20 protein-coding genes are annotated in these 18,056 nt (G+C 56.5%); 14 read left to right on the forward strand and 6 right to left on the reverse strand.

What is annotated here, in order from left to right:
• Positions 1 to 51: 51 nt before the first annotated feature.
• From ABJ076_RS20935 to ABJ076_RS20955, 5 genes are all read left to right on the forward strand, one after another.
• Positions 52 to 1,029, forward strand: coding sequence for an ABC transporter permease (locus tag ABJ076_RS20935; RefSeq protein ID WP_348193430.1), 978 nt, complete (start codon positions 52 to 54; stop codon positions 1,027 to 1,029).
• Positions 1,026 to 1,961, forward strand: coding sequence for an ABC transporter permease (locus tag ABJ076_RS20940; protein WP_348193431.1), 936 nt, complete (start codon positions 1,026 to 1,028; stop codon positions 1,959 to 1,961). The genes ABJ076_RS20935 and ABJ076_RS20940 overlap by 4 nt, the downstream gene beginning before the upstream one ends.
• An 11-nt stretch (positions 1,962 to 1,972) precedes the next feature.
• A complete protein-coding gene (locus tag ABJ076_RS20945; protein ID WP_348193433.1) occupies positions 1,973 to 2,953 on the forward strand; it encodes an ABC transporter ATP-binding protein in 981 nt (326 codons plus the stop codon).
• A 16-nt stretch (positions 2,954 to 2,969) separates the two neighbouring features.
• Positions 2,970 to 3,989, forward strand: coding sequence for an oligopeptide/dipeptide ABC transporter ATP-binding protein (locus ABJ076_RS20950; RefSeq protein ID WP_348193435.1), 1,020 nt, complete (start codon positions 2,970 to 2,972; stop codon positions 3,987 to 3,989).
• Between the two features lie 64 nt (positions 3,990 to 4,053).
• Positions 4,054 to 4,899, forward strand: a complete 846-nt coding sequence (locus tag ABJ076_RS20955) for an N-formylglutamate amidohydrolase (protein ID WP_348193437.1) — start codon at positions 4,054 to 4,056, stop codon at positions 4,897 to 4,899.
• Here ABJ076_RS20955 and ABJ076_RS20960 read toward each other — a convergent pair.
• The 3 genes from ABJ076_RS20960 to ABJ076_RS20970 form a co-directional block, all read right to left on the reverse strand.
• Positions 4,889 to 5,071: a hypothetical protein gene (locus ABJ076_RS20960; RefSeq protein ID WP_348193439.1), complete on the reverse strand. Its 183-nt coding sequence runs from the start codon at positions 5,069 to 5,071 to the stop codon at positions 4,889 to 4,891. The two genes, ABJ076_RS20955 and ABJ076_RS20960, sit on opposite strands and share 11 nt — an antisense overlap.
• A gap of 188 nt (positions 5,072 to 5,259) precedes the next feature.
• On the reverse strand, positions 5,260 to 6,225 hold the full coding sequence (locus ABJ076_RS20965; protein ID WP_348193441.1) for an arginase family protein: 966 nt from the start codon (positions 6,223 to 6,225) through the stop codon (positions 5,260 to 5,262).
• A gap of 43 nt (positions 6,226 to 6,268) precedes the next feature.
• Positions 6,269 to 7,027, reverse strand: coding sequence for an NAD kinase (locus tag ABJ076_RS20970; protein WP_348193443.1), 759 nt, complete (start codon positions 7,025 to 7,027; stop codon positions 6,269 to 6,271).
• 155 nt (positions 7,028 to 7,182) lie between these two features.
• Between ABJ076_RS20970 and ABJ076_RS20975 the strand changes: the two genes are divergently transcribed.
• Entirely contained in the window at positions 7,183 to 7,686 is a 504-nt protein-coding gene (locus tag ABJ076_RS20975) for a molybdopterin-guanine dinucleotide biosynthesis protein A (protein ID WP_348193445.1), read from the forward strand.
• A 75-nt stretch (positions 7,687 to 7,761) separates the two neighbouring features.
• On the opposite strand, the gene moaA is transcribed toward ABJ076_RS20975, so the two are convergent.
• Positions 7,762 to 8,754 (reverse strand): GTP 3',8-cyclase MoaA, encoded by a 993-nt coding sequence (gene moaA / locus ABJ076_RS20980; protein WP_348193447.1) that lies wholly within the window; start codon positions 8,752 to 8,754, stop codon positions 7,762 to 7,764.
• Between the two features lie 169 nt (positions 8,755 to 8,923).
• Here moaA and fdhD point away from each other — a divergent pair, with 169 nt between their 5' ends.
• The 3 genes from fdhD (at position 8,924) to ABJ076_RS20995 (ending at position 10,878) form a co-directional block, all read left to right on the forward strand.
• The gene (gene fdhD / locus ABJ076_RS20985; RefSeq protein ID WP_348193449.1) at positions 8,924 to 9,817 is read left to right on the forward strand and encodes a formate dehydrogenase accessory sulfurtransferase FdhD; all 894 of its coding nucleotides are present in this window, start codon (positions 8,924 to 8,926) and stop codon (positions 9,815 to 9,817) included.
• Positions 9,807 to 10,436 (forward strand): molybdenum cofactor guanylyltransferase MobA, encoded by a 630-nt coding sequence (gene mobA, locus ABJ076_RS20990; RefSeq protein WP_348193451.1) that lies wholly within the window; start codon positions 9,807 to 9,809, stop codon positions 10,434 to 10,436. The genes fdhD and mobA overlap by 11 nt, the downstream gene beginning before the upstream one ends.
• A gap of 133 nt (positions 10,437 to 10,569) precedes the next feature.
• The gene (locus ABJ076_RS20995; RefSeq protein ID WP_348193453.1) at positions 10,570 to 10,878 is read left to right on the forward strand and encodes a hypothetical protein; all 309 of its coding nucleotides are present in this window, start codon (positions 10,570 to 10,572) and stop codon (positions 10,876 to 10,878) included.
• Between the two features lie 37 nt (positions 10,879 to 10,915).
• Here ABJ076_RS20995 and ABJ076_RS21000 read toward each other — a convergent pair whose 3' ends face one another.
• Positions 10,916 to 11,977: a DUF364 domain-containing protein gene (locus ABJ076_RS21000; RefSeq protein ID WP_348193455.1), complete on the reverse strand. Its 1,062-nt coding sequence runs from the start codon at positions 11,975 to 11,977 to the stop codon at positions 10,916 to 10,918.
• Positions 11,978 to 12,004: 27 nt separating this feature from the next.
• Positions 12,005 to 12,208 carry a DUF3553 domain-containing protein gene (locus ABJ076_RS21005; RefSeq protein ID WP_348193457.1) on the reverse strand — a complete coding sequence of 68 codons (204 nt, stop codon included), beginning with the start codon at positions 12,206 to 12,208 and terminating at the stop codon, positions 12,005 to 12,007.
• A 195-nt stretch (positions 12,209 to 12,403) separates the two neighbouring features.
• Here ABJ076_RS21005 and ABJ076_RS21010 point away from each other — a divergent pair, with 195 nt between their 5' ends.
• The 5 genes from ABJ076_RS21010 (at position 12,404) to ABJ076_RS21030 (ending at position 18,054) form a co-directional block, all read left to right on the forward strand.
• On the forward strand, positions 12,404 to 13,045 hold the full coding sequence (locus ABJ076_RS21010) for a histidine phosphotransferase family protein (protein WP_348193459.1): 642 nt from the start codon (positions 12,404 to 12,406) through the stop codon (positions 13,043 to 13,045).
• Between the two features lie 181 nt (positions 13,046 to 13,226).
• Entirely contained in the window at positions 13,227 to 15,953 is a 2,727-nt protein-coding gene (locus ABJ076_RS21015; protein WP_348193461.1) for a chemotaxis protein CheW, read from the forward strand.
• Positions 15,954 to 15,960: 7 nt separating this feature from the next.
• The gene (locus ABJ076_RS21020) at positions 15,961 to 16,452 is read left to right on the forward strand and encodes a chemotaxis protein CheW (protein WP_348193463.1); all 492 of its coding nucleotides are present in this window, start codon (positions 15,961 to 15,963) and stop codon (positions 16,450 to 16,452) included.
• A gap of 57 nt (positions 16,453 to 16,509) precedes the next feature.
• Positions 16,510 to 16,875 (forward strand): response regulator, encoded by a 366-nt coding sequence (locus ABJ076_RS21025; protein WP_348193465.1) that lies wholly within the window; start codon positions 16,510 to 16,512, stop codon positions 16,873 to 16,875.
• A complete protein-coding gene (locus tag ABJ076_RS21030) occupies positions 16,876 to 18,054 on the forward strand; it encodes a chemotaxis response regulator protein-glutamate methylesterase (protein ID WP_348193467.1) in 1,179 nt (392 codons plus the stop codon).
• Positions 18,055 to 18,056 lie beyond the last annotated feature (2 nt).

The raw sequence follows: 18,056 nt of genomic DNA on the forward strand, positions 1-18,056 counted from the left end.
GGGTCATGTGACCCGGCTGCGTTCTTCAACATGCTGGTGTCGGGATAAAGAATGACCGTTTTCGTCATTCGTCGCCTTTTGCAGGCGGCTCTAGTTGTACTTATCATGTCGCTGCTTGTGTTCGGCGGCGTGTTTCTCGTCGGCGACCCCGTAGAGATGCTGGTCGCGGACGACGCTGACCAGGCGGAGCGTGAGGCAATCATCAAGTCCATGGGGCTGGATCTGCCGTTCTACATGCAATATCTGCGGTTTGTGGGGAACGCCCTGCAAGGGGACATGGGGAATTCCTTCGTGTTCCAGGAATCGGCAATGCATCTGATCGTAGAGCGCATGCCGGCCACGTTCGAGTTGGCATTCACCGCTTTGTTTATCGCGGTCGCCTTCGGTATTCCGCTCGGGATCTATGCCGGTCTGAACGCAAATTCATGGATTTCCAAAACCATCATGACGACGTCGATCCTCGGCTTCAGTCTGCCGACTTTCTGGGTCGGTATTATGATGATTCTGTTTTTTGCCGTGATCATGGGCTGGCTGCCGTCTTCTGGCCGGGGCGACGCAGTGGAGGTGTTGGGCATTCCTATAAGTCTGCTCACGCTTGACGGCTTGTCGCATGTCATTTTGCCAGCGGTTAATCTCGCTCTTTTCAAACTCTCGATGGTTATTCGCTTGGCCCGCGCCGGAACCCGAGAAGTCGTGCATCAGGACTATATCAAGTTCGCCCGGGCCAAGGGGCTCAGCGATACACGGATCATCGGGGTGCATTTATTCAAGAACATTATGATCCCGGTGGTGACGGTACTCGGGCTTGAGTTTGGTGGTCTGGTTGCCTTTTCGGTTGTGACCGAAACAGTTTTCGCCTGGCCGGGAATGGGGAAATTGTTAATCGATTCGATCAATTTCCTCGATCGACCAGTGATCGTCGCTTACCTGATGTTCGTCGTGGTGCTGTTTGTCGTGATCAACCTTATCGTCGACGTTCTCTATTCGGTTCTTGATCCGCGTGTGCGTCTCCAGGAGATGAAATCATGAGCGCCGTTCAGGAGAATACAGCCCTTGAGACTTCCGGGACCACCGCTCAAGCGGTGGAAGTGGAAACACCCTTCCGCCGTTTCGTCGCGGATTATATGGAAAACAAGATTGCCGTATTTGGAGCGGTCAGTGTTTTTCTTGTGGTCTTGATCGCATTATTCGGCCCGTTAATCTCGCCGACCGATCCGTACGATCTCGCGTCTGTCACGTTCATGGACAATAAGCTCGAGCCGGGTGAGCAAATGGGCAGTGGCGTGATTGCGTTGCTGGGCACCGACGGTCTTGGCCGGGACATGGTAAGCGCGATGATCTACGGCTTGCGCATCAGCCTCGGTGTCGGGATTGGCAGCGGTGTCATTGCCTTGTTCATAGGCGTGACATTCGGGCTCTGTGCGGCTTATTTCGGCGGCAAAGTCGACACCGTGATCATGCGTATCGTCGATATCCAACTTAGCTTTCCGGCCATCCTCGTGGCTCTGGTTCTACTCGCTACTTTGGGCAAAGGCATCGACAAGATCATCGTCGCGCTCGTTGTAGTGCAATGGGCCTATTACGCTAGAACAGTCCGCGGTTCCGCTCTTGTAGAACGCCGGCGTGAGTATATCGAGGCGGCGACCTGTCTCGGTCTGTCCAAGCCCCGTGTCATTTTCCGGCATATGCTTCCAAATTGCCTGCCGCCCCTGATTGTGGTTGCCACCATGCAGGTTGCGCACGCGATTTCGCTGGAAGCGACCTTGTCCTTCCTCGGTCTCGGCTTGCCGGTGACGGAGCCATCGCTTGGTCTGCTGATCGCGAACGGCTTCGAATACATCATGAGCGGTATGTACTGGATCAGCGTCTATCCCGGGCTGGCCCTGTTGTTCACTATCGTAACGATCAATCTTGTTGGTGACCGTCTCCGTGACGTTCTCAATCCCCGTCTTCAAAAGTAGGCCCAGGTCAGATGAGCGATCAAGCGACCCTTGAGGTCCGTAATCTCCAGACCCATTTCTTTACCAAAGCCGGTGTCGTCAAAGCGGTCGACGATGTCAGTTTCTCTGTTGGCAAAGGCCAGATCCTTGGCCTTGTGGGTGAGTCGGGTTCCGGCAAAACCGTGACTGGATTCTCGATACTCGGCTTGGTGGACGAGCCGGGCCGGGTGGCAGGAGGCGAAATCCGCTACCGCGGTGAAAACCTTGTCGGCGCAAGCGACGAGCGGATGCGGAAGCTTCGTGGCAACAATATCGCCATGATCTTCCAGGATCCTATGATGACGCTGAACCCGGTCCTGCGGATCGATACGCAAATGATCGAGGCGATCAAGGCGCACCACAATGTGAGTGACGACGACGCCCGCCAGCGCGCCCGAGATGCCCTTGGCCAGGTTGGTATTCCGGCTCCGGATGAGCGACTGAAGAGTTATCCGCATCAGTTCTCCGGAGGCATGCGCCAGCGTGTCGCCATTGCTATTGCGCTGCTTAACAAGCCAGACCTCATCGTTGCTGATGAGCCGACCACGGCTCTTGATGTCACCATTCAGGGTCAAATCCTCTACGAAGTGCAGAAGCTTTGCGCTGAGACAGGCACAGCGATGATCTGGATCACCCACGATCTTTCCGTTGTTGCCGGGCTCGCGGATGAGGTGGCGGTGATGTATGCGGGCCGTGTTGTTGAATCCGGCAAGGTGGATGACGTGTTGGACTCGCCGCAGCATCCCTATACGGCGGGTCTCATCGGCTCGGTTCCCAGCCGGAACGCGCGCGGCAAGCGTCTGCAGCAAATCCCGGGCATGACGCCGTCATTGCTCAATCTGCCCGCCGGCTGTGCCTTCACTGCGCGCTGCAGCTATTCCACGCCGGCCTGCGAGGCAGCGCCGGTTTTGTCCGAGGTAGCCGGGGACCGTCAGGTCCGGTGCCATCACCCGCTCGCGACCGAGGCGGCCTAGATCCATGACAATACAAATGAAAAACAATGCTGCAGCGAATGATGCACCGATTCTTCGACTCGATGGCATTTCCAAGCGTTTCGTGAAGCATCTCGATTTGGCTGGGAAGATAGGCCAGAGGTTGGGTGCCAATGTGCGCGAGGAAACCGTGCACGCAGTCGATAGCGTGTCTCTCTCCATTGCTGATGGAGAAGTGGTCGGTTTGGTCGGCGAATCAGGTTGCGGGAAATCAACACTCGGCCGTGTTGTCGCCGGAGTGCATGAGCCGAGTGAAGGTCACATGTTCTATCGTGGTCAGGACGTAACCGAGCTTAGTGTGGCAGATGCTCGTGAGACACAACTCAAGATCCAGATGATCTTTCAGGACCCGATGAGTTCTCTCAATCCGCGGCTGCGGGTGCTCGATATCATCGGCGAGGCGCCGCGTGTGCACGGTATTGTCTCGAAAGGCGAGATTCAGGAGTATGTTGAAAGCGTGATGCTGCGCGTCGGTCTCGACCCAAGCTATGCAAAGCGCTATCCGCACCAGTTCTCCGGCGGCCAACGGCAGCGTATCGGGATCGCTCGCGCTCTTGCGGTGAAGCCTGATTTTCTGGTCTGCGACGAGTCTGTCGCTGCCCTTGATGTTTCTATCCAGGCCCAGGTCCTGAACCTGTTCATGGATTTACGCGAAGACCTCAATCTCACCTATCTCTTCATCAGTCACGATCTGGGTGTGGTTGAGCATCTGAGCGACAGGGTTGTCATTATGTATCTCGGCCGGGTGGTCGAGAGCGCGCCGACGGACGAGCTTTTCCGTGAGCCGAACCATCCCTATACCAAAGCTCTTCTCAGCGAAGTGCCACGGCTGGACACGCGTAAGCGTAAGTTCGTTCCGGTCAAGGGTGAGATCCCGTCGCCGATCGACCCGCCGCCGGGGTGTCACTTTCACCCGCGCTGCCCGAACGCCATCGAGCGCTGCCGAGTCGAGCAACCGGCACTCCGTGAAATCGCACCGGGCCGAATCTCTGCCTGCCATCTGAATGATGGCCTCTGAGACGCGGGAACCAATCAGGATCCGACGATTAGATGGCGTTCTGACGGAGCGCCATCCTGTTTCCGTGACGGTGCCGATCCTATTCGACTCTCCCCACTCAGGTCGCACAATTCCGCATGATTTCGTCACCGGCGTGAGCCTGGCGCAACTCAGGACCGGTGAGGATGCGTTTGTGGACGAACTGGTGTCGGGATGCGTTGATTACGGCATCGGGTTGGTTCAGGCGGAGTTCCCGCGAACCTATATTGATGCCAATCGTGCGGTCGACGACATCGACGAGAGCCTGCTGGCCGAACCCTGGCCCGACGGGGCCGATCCGACGGATAAGAGTGCTCGGGGAATGGGGCTGATCCGCAAGTATATCCTGCGCGATGTGCCGATTTACTCCGCCCCTCTTTCCGTGGATGAGGTCTCTGCTCGAATTGCGAACTTTTACCAACCCTACCACGATGCCGTCCGGGATAACCTTGACCGGCTCCACACCGCTAATGGAGCGGTCTGGCATGTCGACTGGCATTCAATGAAGCCTTTTGGCAATCCGATGAATGTGGATGACGGGCAACCGCGTCCGGATTTTGTGGTTAGTGATCGTGAGGGGGAGACGGCGGATCCCGACCTTGTTGATGCCGTGGCAGGCTGGTTCAGCGCGCGAGGCTATGCTGTGTCGGTGAACGATCCCTATAAGGGCGCGGAGATGATCCGCCGGTATGGTGTACCGTCGGATGGCCGCCATTCCATTCAGATAGAGATCAACCGGAGGCTTTATCTCTATCCGGACCGGATGACCAAGACAGATGGGTTTATCCGTCTTAAAGAAAATCTGGATGCATTCTCCGCGTGGCTCGCGGGGTATGTGCAGCCCGTTGAGGAGGCGGCCGGAGTCGCTCCCTGTCCGGAGATTACTTCTTAGCCAACGCCTTGCGGTGTGCTTCATCGATCTGTTGAAGCTTCTCAATGTGCTCCTGGGCCTTTTTTGCGGTCCGCAAATATCGTGCGGCGCGCCTTTTGCGATCCTTTATATAGGCCTCAAGATCTTCTTTGCTCGTGGGCGTACTCTCGTAACTATCCCAATAGTCGGTCATGACTCTTCCCCACAAGGCTCATGCCATATTTTTTTAGGTTTAGTCGGGTTGGTATTCTGACTTGATGGTAACCATTTGGTTAATTTGCCTCAGGAGAGCGTATTTTTCCAATAGAATAAATTTTCAGGCGAATTTTTTAACTATCTGATTGATATATAGATTTTTATGTTAATCGCCTTAAGGTGGAGCTATGCGGTCATTCCCGCGTCCTGTCTGGCGAGGACGCCCATTGCTGCGGAAATCAACCCTGCCGTTGCCAGTCCGCCCAATCCATCGATGTCCGCTTCCGGTACATATTCAACGAAATCCATCGCGGCGATGCGGCCGCACCGTGCCGCTCCCGCGATCAAGTCCAACACGTGATGATATGTGAGGCCGCCTGGGGAACGCCCGATGACACCCGGCACGATGGACGGGTCGAGGGCGTCGACATCGATACAGAGGATAATGTTCGCGCCGTCAGGGATGCGTGCCAATGCTGGTGCGACACCTGATCGAAGAATGTCGTGTGCCGTGAAGAACTCGACGCCCCAGGCGACAGCATCGGCATGGTCGTCGGAATGGGCGGAGCCAGTGCCGCGGGCGCCGACCTGAACAATGCGCTCAATATGAGGCATTTCTGACGCGCGGCGCATCGTCGAGGAGAGACCGAGATCTTCGTCCATATGGGACTTGCGCCAATCGATATGAGCGTCGATCTGCAGCACTGTATAGATCAGTCCAGTGGTCGAAAGCGCTTCCAGCATAGGGATGGGCACGGAGTCATCACCACCGACAAGGATTGGGACGGTGTTTTTGCCAACGATTTTCTTGACGGCGTCCTGAATGACTGTCCGGTTCCGTCCGAAGTCAGTTTCGTCGAATGGCAGATCGCCGCAATCGACGGCTCTTCGCGTGCCGGCGGGAAAAACCGGCCCTCCCAGGTCAAAGTTATGCCGGTCTATATTTGCCGTTAGCGATGAGGTGGCGTTCCGCAAGGCCTCGGGCGCATTTCGGCAATAGGCGCCGACGCTGCCATATGGTGTTGCGCCGGGCGCGCCGATGAAAGCCGAGGATGCGTCAATACGGTCCAGATCGTCGCACTTCTCCAGTCCGAGAAATGTTGAAGTGGGTGTCGCGCCGAAAAGGGCGCCGAGATCTGGTTTTCCGGTCATGGCAATGTTCCGTAAGCTGGCAGGCTGCGAACGAGAAAGATCTTCAGGGAGCAAACTGCTCTTTGAGAACCCGTTCCTCGAGATTGTGCTGGGGGTCGTAGAGCAAGGTCAAGGCGATGGTCCGGTCCTCGCGGACGCGGACACGGACGATATCCCGCACTTCGGTCGAGTCCGCTGTAGCGCTGGTCGGGCGTTTTTCGGGATTAAGAACCTCGAACTCGATCTTCGCCTCATGTGGCAATAGCGCGCCGCGCCAGCGCCGGGGGCGGAAGGCACTGATCGGAGTAAGAGCAAGAACACCGGCGCCGAGTGGCACGATAGGGCCGTGGGCGGAAAGATTATAGGCAGTGCTGCCCGCTGGCGTAGCTATAAGCACGCCGTCGCAGACCAATTCTTCCAGCCGGACGATCCCATCGATGGTGATCCTAATCTTCGCGGCCTGGGCTTTTTGTCTGAGAAGCGAGACTTCGTTGATCGCGAGTGCCTGGGTTACCGTCCCGTCCCGGGATTCGGCATCCATGCGGAGAGGGTGCAGTGTGACCTGTTGCGCGGCTGCGATACGCTGTTCCAGATCCTCTTCCAGATACTCATTCATCAGGAAGCCGACTGTGCCGCGGTTCATGCCGAAGACTTTCAGCGGTCTTTCGAAATTATCCCGCAGGGTTTCCAGCATGAGGCCATCACCTCCAAGTGCGACAATGACATCCGCATCTGCGGCGGGATAGTTCCCGTACCGCTTGGTCAATATGTCGAACGCATCCTGCGCGTCCGGTGCCTTTGAAGAGGTGAAGCAGATTTTCATCCGGGCCAATCCGATTGAAAGCCGGTCAAAGCGGCGAGGAGCGATAAGGAAGAGCGCTTCGAGCTTTATTCATCCGGCCGGACTATGCATGATCCAACAATGCGCGACCACGGAAAGATGGGTCGTCTCAAGAAAGAGTAACAGGGAAATATGGCATGAAAAGCCGACGACTGCTCCGCCTTATGGCTGCCCTCCGGATCGTCGTGGCGCTGCCGGTATTGACTTTGCTTGGGTCCGTGGCCGATGCCTCGGAAAGGCACGCAGGATACTACTATCCGGAAAGCGTGACCGAAGAGCGCTATGTCTCACATGCCCAGAAGATCCCTGCAGCCACGCGCGAAAGCCGCCTGGCCTTCGTCTCCGGAGTGGCGAAAAGCGCCAGTGAGCGCCCGTACCCGCCGCAGCGCGCCATGTTTGCCAAGGGGGCCGATGCCAGCAAGCTGATCATTGTGAGCCTTTACGATAATCATATGACAACGCTCGCGCAGGCGCGCGCCATTCTGGCCTTGATGACGGGGGTGGCGCGGACCACCAAGATTCTGCGTGACCTGCAGGTAGAATCGATCTTCAACTTCCTCGATTTCTGCAAGATGCTCGGTTTCAGTGAACTGACGATCAGTGACGGTCGTACTTACGCGCACCGCTTTGTTCTTGAGTGAGCTGCTGGATATACGGTCCGGGTGTCTGATGTAATCGCAACGGAGGCTTCGGTTTCGGAGCATTAACCGGCTGGTTTATCCGCCGGTCACGCTCATATGGCGGCTGACCGCGGGGCCGTTATGGCGCCTGTCGATGATGAAATCATGGCCCTTTGGCTTGCGACCGATGGCTTCCTCGATTGCGGCGACCAGGGGGGCGTCGCTCTCACTCGTCCGGAGCGGCGCCCGCAGGTCTGCAGCATCATCCTGGCCGAGGCACATATAGAGCGTGCCTGTGCAGGTAAGGCGCACCCGGTTGCAGCTTTCGCAAAAATTATGGGTCAGTGGTGTGATGAAGCCTAGTCGGCCGCCGGTCTCACCGACGTCGACATAGCGGGCAGGGCCGCCGGTTTTGTATTCGTTGTCCGTCAGGGTGAAGCGCTCTGCGAGCTTCGCCCGGACCATGGAGAGCGGCAGGTACTGATCGACGCGATCCTCGCCTCCGATATCGCCCATCGGCATGACCTCGATCACGGTCATGTCGTAACCATTGTCGCCACACCATTGCAGCATGTCGCCGAGTTCGACGTCGTTCACACCCTTGAGCGCAACGGCATTGATCTTGACCTTCAGGCCAGCACGCTTGGCGGTTTCGATGCCTTCCAGCACTTGATCCAATCTGCCCCAGCGGGTGATTGCCCGGAACTTTTCCGGATCGAGCGTGTCGATGGAGACATTCACCCGGCGCACGCCGCAATCGTAAAGTTCATGCGCGAAACGGCCGAGTTGGCTGCCATTTGTTGTGACCGTGACTTCTTCCAGCGCGCCGCTTTCGAGATGGCGCTGCATGTTCCGGAACAGGCTCATTATATTGCGGCGGACCAGAGGCTCGCCTCCGGTGAACCGTAGTTTGCGGACGCCGAGGCCGACAAAGGCCGAACACATACGGTCCAGCTCTTCCAGACTGAGAATGTCTGACTTAGGCAGGAAGGTCATGTTTTCGGACATGCAATAGACACAGCGAAAATCGCAGCGATCCGTCACTGAAACCCGAAGATAGCTGATGTCACGCCCAAACGGATCGAGCATTGATCCTCCCTAATGGTCGCCTGAGTCGTTTCCGGTGACCGATATGTCCCGTCTGATATAGCGCTCAGCGTTCCCGCCTTCAATATCGCGCTGAATTTCTCCGGCGTCGACAGGATGATTTACCGCGATGCGGATTGCCTGGATCGTGCGGTCTGCCCATAGTTAGATCATGAAAGATGATCTTCCAGAATACCTTGTCGGGCCGCGGCCCAACGATCCACGCCTGACACGGCGCCTTTCCGGCCTTGATCATGAGGGCAAGGAGCAGGAGATATCCGTCATCATGGAGCGGCCGCTGACGATCTTTCTGAACGGCCAGGAAATCGTGACAGCCATGACCATCGGTGACTTCCCGGATTATCTCGCCGTCGGTTATCTGCTCAATCAGAACATGCTGCGCCAGGACGACCGGGTGAACGGGATCGATTACGATGATGACCTTGAAACCGTCGTAGTTCGTACCGAACGCGAAACGAATTACGAAGAGAAACTGCAAAAGAAGATTCGCACGTCGGGCTGCGCCCAAGGCACTGTTTTCGGCGATCTTATGGAAAAGTTCGAAGATATTGTGCTGCCGCAGGATGCGTCACTTCGTACATCCTGGGTCTATACTCTTTCCAGGCTCATCAACAATACGCCGAGCCTCTACCTCGAAGCCGGGGCAATTCATGGCTGCGTTCTATGTACGGAAGACAAGCCGCTGATTTATATGGAGGATGTTGGCCGGCATAATGCTATCGACAAGATTGCCGGCTATATGTTCCTGAACAATATCGAGGCGGGCGACAAGATCTTCTACACAACCGGACGTCTGACCAGTGAGATGGTGATCAAGACCGTGCAGATGGGAATTCCGATCCTGATTTCCCGCTCCGGCTTTACGGCCTGGGGGGTGGATCTGGCGCGCGAGGCCGGGCTGACCTTGATCGGCCGGGCCAAGGGTAAACGCTTCATTGCCCTCTCCGGTGACGACCGGCTGATCTACGATGCTGATTGGTCGGCAATTGCGGATGAGCCGCGACGGAGCGGCCGCAAAGCCGGTATGACATCTGATGGCTATTGATATTGGTGAGGTCGTCGGCGTGCTGCTCGCCGGTGGGCAGTCCCGGCGCATGGGCGGTGGTGACAAGTCTCTGAAAAGTCTCGGCGGGCGACCGATTCTGGAGCATGTTCTGGAACGTGTCAGAGGGCAGGTCGGCCGTTTGGTGCTGAACGCAAACGGCGATCCGGAACGCTTCGCGGAGTATGGCCTGCCGGTCGCCGAGGATGTCGTCGATGGTCAACCCGGGCCTCTTGCTGGCGTGCTGACCGGAATGTCCTGGGCCCTCAAAAATGCACCGGACGCTCAATGGATACTGACGGTCGCGACGGACGCACCTTTTGTGCCGACGGATTTGGTTACGCGGCTCGGTGAGGTTATCGAGCGGGAAAATGCTGATCTCGGATGCGCATCATCCGGTGGGCGCCATCATCCTGTCATCGGTCTTTGGCCGGTTGCCCTTGCCGGTGCGCTGAAGAGTGCGATTGAAACAGATGGTATCCGGAAGGTGGATCGGTGGACGGCCGGATATCGTCTCGCCGTAGTTGATTATCCCAACGAACCGGCAGATCCGTTTTTCAATGTGAACAGGCCTTATGATATAAAAGAGGCCAAAATATTGTATAAAAGTTATTTTATATAGTTTGTATATTTTCGGATTTTAGTAGAACGACTTCTATTCTTGAGTGCTTAGGAGTAAGGTCCGATCAACTAAATTGTCTTTCACTATGGTGATCGGTACTCAAGTGACGCGCTTAAATTTAACAATGTTAACCATGGCTTTGCTTGTGGGGCTGACCGGCTGTTTCGGAGAAGAAGAGAAGCCGGGTCCGAAGATGGACTTCATAAATATCAGAAACGATTCCTCCACAGAGGTCAGCGTCAGGGTCAAGCTCTGGACCAAGGAAGCGCTTCCCATACAAGCTGGCGATTCCGGACGCATCGAGTTCAAGGCCGGATCCCGGACTGTTCAGGTCGATGCGCGCAGCCGAAAACAGTGGGACGACTGCTGGGTCACCATGCAGATCGGGGAAACTCTTGTGGTCTTCAACGCGACCGAACGGATCGGTTGTTCTGTGGAGTAAACGTTGCGTCGTTTGAGGTGTTGCCCCTGTAGCAGCTCTAATCGGCAGACAGCACGATCTGTTCACCAAATTCCTTGAATGCCTTAACACCGCCGCCGCTTGCAATCGCCGATCTGACTGCGTCACGATCGATAATTCTGAACCCGGCCAGTTTCTTTATGCCATAGGCATGAAGTGTGGGTGTAAGCGGGGTGCCGGGACCAACCAGCGTTACGGGTACCTCTCTCGCCAGCCTTAAGAGGCCTGGCAGAGTTCCGTTGCACCAGGCTGAAGCGGTAATCAAAAGTTCTCCCGCGCCTGGAAGGACATGCGGTGCGGCGCCGGCGGGCATGTCTTCCGGTCCTGGTGACATCTCCAGCACGATTGCATCCGGCCTCTTAGTTTGCAGCGCTGGGAAGCGCCCGACAATCACCGTCGTCCGATCCGGATCAGCTTCGTCAGAAAGCAGACCGTCCCCTGGCACCGCGTCCGGCGAGGGGGGGATGGCTGCATTCACAGCGGCACAAGCGATGGTTCTCCGCATTCCAACCAGCTCTCGGAGCCCTGCCGCAGCTTTGTTGAGAGGCATTCCGATCATGCTCATTGGGTCGACGCTTTCCGCTTGATCCGCAGGGGGGCCCATCGGATGCGTCATTGCGGCGAGCCCAATGCTCTCGCTCGTTTCGACAATGGCCCAGTTACGGCCGAGTGTGACCGACGTTATTGGGAGTGGAGGGGTTGTACGGATCAGCTCTTCATCCATTCGCTCCGGTCCCCACCAGTGCGGCAGGTCGCCCGGGGTCAAGAGCATCGGTCTCAGGAAGAGCTGTTTACTCATCTTGGTGATCAGCTCTGCCGGTCCGTGAAACAGGATGGGAACGGACTGTTTGAGGGCGTTTCCGATAGTTTCATCGAGAGCGGCCGGAATCTTCTCTGTTGTCAGGTCTACAAAGAGAAGGTCGCCAGCGTCAGCGAGATCTCTTGAAGTGCCTGGAAGGCGCAGCACGTTCCAGCGGTTGTTGGACAGGCGTGCAACGAAAGCATCAAACGATGCATCCTCAGGATCATTGGTTTCCGATATAAGCCAGCCTGGCTGAAGGCGAGGGAGAGGTAAAATCATAGGCCTGCGGGGCTCTTCGTGTCCAAGTCAGCCCATGCGTGCAACGCGACGTTCTTCGACAATGTCATCTGCGGCAATGAGATCGACTTTGGAACTGTTGATCAGTTGTTTGCCGCGATGTTCGAAATTTACCGTTATTCGGTCACCGACCACAGATTGTATCTGCCCAACTCCCCAATCGGGCTCATCGGCCAGCAGCACGAAACTTCCAGGTAGCAGAAAATGGGGCATCGCATCCTCGGTCGCGGTTGCGTTCCAGTGCTATCAAGCCAGAAAAAAATTCGCTCGATTAATGAATTGTGAAGGAAAGCGGAATCAAACTTCAACAGATTTTCATGCGGGGCTATTCATAAGCCGAGAAAAAGTACGTGATCCGACTTAGGTTACGTTGGAAGCGCCGCTAATCAGATCGAGGATTGATTGTGCATGCCTGACCATATGACATTGATCGATATGCTTTTATCGCGTCTTTTCCATGACCTGATCAGCCCGGTAAGCGCGACTGTAAATGGAGCAGAGCTGATTTCGGATCTTGGCGGGAGCGGAACCGAACTCGAAGAAGAAGCGCTCGCACTTATCGGGACCAGTGCCCGGCAGGCATCGGAACGGCTTTCTTTTTTCCGAGTCGCATTTGGTGGGGCCGGTTCGAACAATGATCACTCTCTTGCCGACGGGGCCAAACTTGCCGCTCCCTACCTGAAAGCGCGAAAGATCGACTTCAGCCTCGATTGCCCTGTTGAACCCAAGCTGGTGCGCCCGGCACCCGGTGGGGTTAAGGTCATTCTCGGCCTGATATGCTTTTTGTGCGAATGCTTGCCGCGTGGCGGAAGCATCGCTCTTAACTCTGTTGGCGAACAGGGTCAGAATTTCGTCCTGAGTGCTGATGGTGACGGGGCAAATGTGCCTCCTGACGTGAGATCGGCCCTTGAGCCGAACGTCACCGCGAGCGAGCTGACCAGCAAATCAGTCGTGGCGCATGTCGCGGCCGTTAATGCGGGCCGCTTCGGATTCCGGTTCGCGGTGGGAGAAGAACCTGGCCGGGTCACAGTCAATCTGAATTTCATCTGAAAGAGGCGGGAAATACATTCGCCATGAATTGTTCCCGCGTCGTAAATGGGTTAACGCTTTCTTTAATGGTTTGGCCTAGGTTGTGATCGAATAGCAGAGACACTAACCGCTCGGCGCAGTGATGCCTGCGGGCCATCTACAGGATGGTCGTCGAAGAACGAGGTAGATTGGGGTAATACGTATGGATGAGCTACTAAGCGAATTCCTCACGGAGACTTCCGAAAACGTTTCGGAACTCGATGTAGAACTGGTCCAGTTGGAGCAAAATCCAAACGATCAGGGTCTGCTCGGGAATATTTTCCGCCTGGTCCACACTATCAAGGGGACTTGTGGTTTCCTTGGGCTTCCCCGGCTTGAAGCAGTTGCACACGCGTCGGAGAACGTTCTCGGCAAGATTCGTGATGGAAGCCTAGAGGTTTCTGCCGATGCGATCACGCTGATCCTTGAATCCTTTGATCGTATCAAGTGGTTGCTCTCTTCGCTTGAGGAGAATGAAGTCGAGCCCGAAGGGGATGACCAGGACCTGATCGATCGACTCAATCACGTTGCCGAGGGCGGTACGCTCGATGACGTTGCGGCGCCGGAGGCTGCTGCCGAGCCAGAGCCGGAGCCGGAGCCGGAGCCCGTAGAGGAGCCTGCTGCTCTTCGGCCGGGTGAGGTCAGCATGGAAGAGCTGGAGCGCGCCTTTTTGGAAGCGCCCGGACCCGATGATATGCCGTCCGATGAACCGGAGGCCGATGCGGTTGAAGAAGCGCAGGCCGAAGAGGTCGCTGAACCTGCTCCCGCACCGCCGGAGCCGAAAAAAGAAGTGGCGGTTAGTTCTCCGAAAGCCGTCGCGAAGCAGCCGGATAAGGACAAGCAGGTCCGTGAATCCGCAGTTGCCAATCAGACTATCCGTGTGAACGTCGATCTGCTTGAGAACTTGATGACGATGGTCAGTGAACTGGTGCTGACCCGTAACCAGCTCATGCAGATCTCACGTAATGAGAAAGACAGCGAATTCACTGTGCCGTTGCAGCGTTTGAGCCAGGTAACCTCGGAGCTGCAAGAGGGCGTGATGAAGACGCGCATGCAGCCGATTGGGAATGCCTGGTCGAAATTGCCGCGTCTGGTTCGTGATCTTTCGATCGATCTGAGCAAGAAGATTGATCTGCAGATGCTCGGCGCCGATACCGAACTTGACCGTCAGGTCCTTGAGCTAATCAAGGATCCGCTGACCCATATGGTTCGCAACTCGGCCGACCACGGCATCGAGGACGGCCCGTCACGTTTGGCGGCCGGGAAGTCCGAAACCGGTACTGTAACCCTGAACGCCTATCACGAAGGCGGCCATATTATCATCGAGATCAAGGATGACGGTAAGGGGCTCGATCCTGAGAAAATCAAGGCGAAAGCCGTTGCGAACGGGCTGGTCGCGGAATCCGAAGCGGACTCGCTCTCGGAACAGCAGATCCAGCAGTTCATTTTCCGGGCCGGGTTCTCGACGGCAGCGGAGGTCACCTCGGTTTCCGGACGTGGCGTCGGCATGGACGTTGTTCGGACGAACATCGAAAAGATCGGTGGTACGATTGAGCTGAAGTCGGTTTTCGGCAAGGGGTCGACCTTCATCATCAAGATCCCGCTGACGCTCGCGATTGTCTCTGCGCTGATCGTCGAAGCTGGCGGCGAACGGTTTGCCATCCCGCAGCTCAGTGTCGTCGAACTGGTCCGTGCTTCGAGCAACAGCGAGCACAAGATCGAAGAAGTTCACGGCACGCCGGTCTTGCGCCTGCGAAACCGTCTGCTCCCACTCGTTTCACTCCGGCGCTTGCTGCGCCTGGATGAAGGCGACGAGGAAACCCCGCAGGAAGCCTTCATCGTCGTTCTGCAAATCGGCACTTATTCGGTTGGCATCATGGTCGACCGGGTGTTCGACACCGAGGAAATCGTGGTCAAGCCGGTCGCACCGATCTTGCGCAACATCACGCTCTTCTCGGGCAACACCATTCTCGGCGATGGCAGCGTGATCATGATCCTCGATCCGAACGGGGTCGCGGCCGCCAGCGGAGAGCTCAAGATGGTGGATGAGGACGGACAGGATACGGCCCGTCACCTGACGCACCGTACCGATGTTTCATCGCTGCTTCTGTTCCGCGCCGGTGGGCAAAGCCCCAAGGCTGTGCCGCTTGCTCTGGTCGCCCGTCTGGAAGAAATCGACCTGGCTTCGGTCGAGTATTCCGAAGGCCGACCGCTGGTGCAGTATCGCGGTCAGCTAATGCCGCTGGTTGCGATGGACGACGACGTCAAGCTTGAGAGCGAAGGCCGTCAGCCGGTACTGGTCTTTACAGACAACGATCGGTCAATGGGACTCATTGTTGACCAGATCGTCGACATCGTCGAAGACCGGATCAACATCGAGGTGAGTCCGGACGCTCCATGGTTGATGGGGAGTGCGGTTATTGCCGGTAAGGCGACTGAAGTGATCGATGCCGGCTTCTACTTGACCCAGGCCTATGGCGATTGGTTCGGTTCCGCCGATGCGGATAGTCAGGAAGCGTCCGATCCGCGGCGTGTTCTGCTGGTGGATGACAGTGCTTTCTTCCGCAATCTGATCAAACCGCTGCTTTCAGTGGCGGGCTACGACGTGACCGCTGTGGATCACGCCGAGGCTGCGCTTGAGTTGTGTGAAGGTAACGCCGAATTCGACGCCATCATCAGCGACATCGAGATGCCGGGAATTGACGGATTTGAATTGACCCGTCGCCTGCGTGAGATCGCCCGCTGGGAAGATACGCCGATCATCGCCTTGTCCTCCCACACAGCTCCGCGTGACCTGGATAGGGGCAGGGAAGTCGGTTTCACGGATTATATCGCCAAACTCGACCGGGATGCGCTGCTCGAGACGCTAGCGCAAACCATTGACGCGTGAGGGAATGATGTCAGATTTACCAGCTACACAATCCACCGGGCAGAGCGTGGTCGCGCTTGGCGAGTTGAAACAGTTCGTTTCGATCATGATCGGCAAGCAGCTCTTCGGTATTCCGGTGCTTCAGGTTCATGACGTGCTTGGTCCTCAGCGGATAACACGGATACCGCTGGCACCCAAAGAGGTCGCAGGATCGCTCAATCTGCGCGGGCGTATTGTGACGGCGATCAATATTCGCAGCCGGCTCAACATGCCGCCTTACGAGGGCGATCACGAAGGTATGAGCGTCGTTGTCGAAGATCAGGGCGAGCTTTATAGTCTGATGGTCGACTCTGTCGGCGAGGTGCTGTCGCTTGATGAGGCGATGTTTGAGCAGCATCCCGCGACGCTGGACGGGAACATCCGCGAGGTTTCGACGGGCATCTACCGGCTCGATAAAAGTCTCCTGGTTGTATTTGATGTTCGGACTTTGCTTCGCTTTCAGGGCGAAGAAGCAGCATAGTGTGCAAAGCCTGCAACCTGTGTGACAATTGACGCGTGAAGATTCGCGGAGCTTTAAATGAAAACCTGCTTGATTGTGGATGATTCAAAAGTCGTCCGAATGGTGGCTCGCAAAATTCTAGAAGAATTGAAATTCGAGACCATTGAGGCGGAAGACGGCCAAATAGCGCTTGATTCCTGTAAGGCCGAGTTGCCGGACGCTGTCCTTCTTGACTGGAATATGCCGGTCATGAGCGGGATTGAGTTTCTGCGAGAATTGCGAAAGCTGCCGGAAGGCGATACGCCTCTGGTGATATTCTGCACCACTGAGAACGACATGGCACATATCCAGGAAGCGCTGTCTGCCGGGGCGAATGAATATATTATGAAGCCTTTCGACAGCGAGATTATCGAAACTAAATTTTCTCAAATCGGATTGCTGTAGATGCGTGGACAAAGTGCGTCTGCGGATGCCAAACCGCGGTCGTCGGATCCTTACAGGGTAATGCTTGTTGATGATTCAGCGGTGATCCGCGGGCTCTTCACGCGATTTCTGGAGGCTGATCCGGACGTGAAGATCGTCGCCTCCGTGGGCGACGGTCAACGTGCTATCGATACGCTGAAGAATAGCGATGTTGAGATTATTGTGCTCGATATTGAGATGCCGCGGATGGATGGAATCACCGCGCTGCCGGAATTGCTGAAAGTGAATCCGAGCGTTCAGGTCGTCATGGCCTCGACTCTCACGGCCCGGAATGCCGAGATTTCCCTCCGAGCGCTCGCGCTTGGTGCCCGTGACTATCTCACCAAGCCGAGTTCCACGTCGGAGATGACGGGAGCCGCAGATTTCCCGAGTGACCTTCTGAGCAAGGTCAAGGCCTTCGGGGCCCAGCGCAGACGCAAGGCCGGCGCTGCCGCTCCCTTGGCCAGCGCGACGAGAGTTTCTCCGAAGAGTGCTCCCGCTGCGGCCCGTTCGACTGCGAAGCCATCTTTGGCAGCGCGTCCAACGGCAACTGCACGCAACGAATTTGCATTGCGTAAGCCGAGTGGCAGGCGGGCCGAGGTGATTGGTATTGGAAGTTCCACTGGTGGGCCGCAGGCGCTGTTTCGTGTGCTCACGGATCTTACGAAAACCATTAAGCAACCCATTCTTGTGACACAGCATATGCCTCCGACCTTTACGACAATCCTAGCGGAGCACATCACGAAAACGTCTGGATGGGTTTGTGCCGAGGCAAAAAGTGGTGATGTCGTATCACCGGGGCGGATTTACCTTGCCCCAGGCGGCTATCACATGACTGTGAAAACCGATGGTGCCGAGAAGGTGATCGCGTTGAATCAGGACCCACCCGAAAATTTTTGCCGGCCTGCGGTTGATCCGATGATGCGAAGCTTGATCAAGTCGTATGGGCGTGTCCTCGCGGTGATCCTGACCGGTATGGGACATGACGGGCGTGAAGGATGTCGCGCTGTTGTGGAAGCGGGGGGCGATGTGGTTGCACAGGATGAGCATAGCAGCGTGGTCTGGGGTATGCCGGGCGCGGTGGCCCAGGCAGGGTTATGTTGCGAAGTTCTCCCGGTTTCGGATATTGGCGCCAGCGTTAGTCGGCTGGCGAGGGGGTAGAC

Source organism: Nisaea sp., assembly GCF_039990255.1.
Lineage (GTDB): Bacteria > Pseudomonadota > Alphaproteobacteria > Thalassobaculales > Thalassobaculaceae > Nisaea.